At 64.1% G+C, this 1,969-nt stretch carries 2 protein-coding genes; both read right to left on the reverse strand.

Translation table 11 applies throughout. The annotated features are described in order from the left end of the window. Positions 1 to 1,295: S8 family peptidase (locus tag ACJ8PE_RS24965; RefSeq protein ID WP_442536945.1), on the reverse strand; the 1,295-nt coding region annotated here is incomplete at its 3' end. A gap of 118 nt (positions 1,296 to 1,413) precedes the next feature. Beyond that, a partial coding sequence (locus ACJ8PE_RS24970) for an autotransporter outer membrane beta-barrel domain-containing protein (protein WP_442536946.1) occupies positions 1,414 to 1,969 on the reverse strand: 556 nt, incomplete at its 5' end.

Raw genomic sequence — 1,969 nt, forward strand, 5'->3', positions numbered from 1 at the left:
TCCTCGGCGGTCACCAACATGCCTGGCCCGTTGATAGCCTTGCCCAGGTTGATCATCCCCCAGCCGTAGAGCGCGTCGATGCCCGGCGCGCCCATGTCGGTGGCGGTGGTTTTCAGCACGTCGGCAATCTGCGCCGAGTTCATGTACGGGAAGCGCTGCAGCAACACTGCCACTGCGCCAGTGACGTGCGGCGTCGCCATCGAAGTGCCGTTTTTATTGCCGTAGTCCGACACCAGGTTGGCCGGATCGGAGCCGTTGGCCACGGTGCTGTAGATTTTGCTGCCCGGCGACGAGACGCAGAAGCTGGCGGTATAGCCGCAGCGGGAAGAGAAACTGCTGATGGTGTAAGGCACGCTGTTGGCCGATGCCGCATCCTGCGCCACGCTGGCAACCGACAGCCAGTTCGGCGCAATGTCCGGCACGAAGTAGGCCAGCCCGCTGATCACATCCGGTTGGTTGTAGTTGCCGTCGTTGCCGGCGGCGAACAGCACCAGAATATTTTTGCGCGCCGCGTCGATGGCGCCCTGATAGCCTGCGCCGGCCAGGCTGCCGAGCAGCGGTTTGACCTGATCGAATTGCTCCTGCGCATCCTTCAGCTCAAAGTGCAGCGCGTTAGGATCGCGGCCGCCGTCGGACAGAAAGTCGGGAATACTGACGCCCCAGCTGTTGTTGATCACCCGCACGCCGCTCTTGATCATCGCCTGCCAGCCGGCGTTGGTGACGGCGCCGTCCAGGCCGAGGAATTCGCCGTACGCCGGGCCATCGTTGTCGTTATCGACGCTGATCACCTGCGAATCGAAGGCCACGCCGTGCATGCCGACGCCGTCGCGATTCGCCGCGCTGATCCCCGCGACGTGCACCCCGTGATTGCTCAGCATGCCCTGCGAACCGCTGTAGAAGTGGAAGGTGCCGTCGAAGTAAAAGCGATCGCCGGCGTTAATTCCCGGCCGGTGTGGATCGGTATAGGCGCGGTAGCCTTCGGTGACGACGTTGATCAGTTTGCCGTCGCCGGCGAATTCGGGATGGCGGTTAACCGGAGTGTCGAAAATGCCCACCTTTTGCCCTTTGCCGGTGTAGCCGGCGGCGTAGGCCTCATCGGCGTGGATCGCCCCCAACCCCCAGTTGGCGTTGAATTCGGCGCTGCGCCAGCTGGCCGGATCGCCGGGTTGGCCATTCACCTCGTGCGGCGCCGCCTGCGCATACCCTGCCAGCGCCATGCAGCAGACCAGCGCGTTCAGCCGCCACGGCGAGCGACGAACGTTTCCTTTGCTATCAAAACCCATTGTTGTTGTCATTTCCTTACCTTTTGCTTGTTATTGGCCGACGCCCCAGGTGCGCCGGGTTCTCATTAGCAGGATGTGAAAAAGGAACCGCCCGCAGGCGGTTCCCGTACAAGGATTGAGTCGATGTTGCTTAGAAACGCCAGGTGAAGCCGGCGTTGACGCTGTTATCCTGATGGTGCTGCGACAGCAGCCCGCCGTAGCCCAGCGACAGCGAGGCGTTTTCGTTCACCGCCACTTCCGCCCCCGCCTTCAGCACCATGCCGTCGCGCGACACCGGCACGCTGTCCACCACGAACGGCGCGTTGCCGTCGTTGAACCGCAGCCCGGTGCCACGCTCCAGCCCGCCGTACTGGTGTTGCCACCCCAGCTCGCTGCGCAGCGCCACCGTCGTGCCCGGGGTCACCTGCCACGCGGTGTCCGCGCGCAGCCCCAGCGTCGACACCGTCGCATCCGTGTGCTGCTTGTCGCCGCGCAGCGCCGCCGCGCCGCCGCTTTCCGCGATGCCGTTGTTTTCGAAGTTCACGTACGCCAGGTTGACGAACGGCTCCAGGTTCAGCCACTCGCCCCGCACGCTGTAGCCCGCTTCCGCGAACAGCTGTTCGGTGCGCGCGCTGTACTTCGCCGTGTCACGGTCCGACTGCATCCCGTAGTTCACCGACCGTTTGGTGTCGATGCGGTGCCAGGTG

It is taken from the genome of Serratia sp. CY74737 (genome assembly GCF_052166775.1).
Taxonomy (GTDB): domain Bacteria; phylum Pseudomonadota; class Gammaproteobacteria; order Enterobacterales; family Enterobacteriaceae; genus Serratia; species Serratia ureilytica.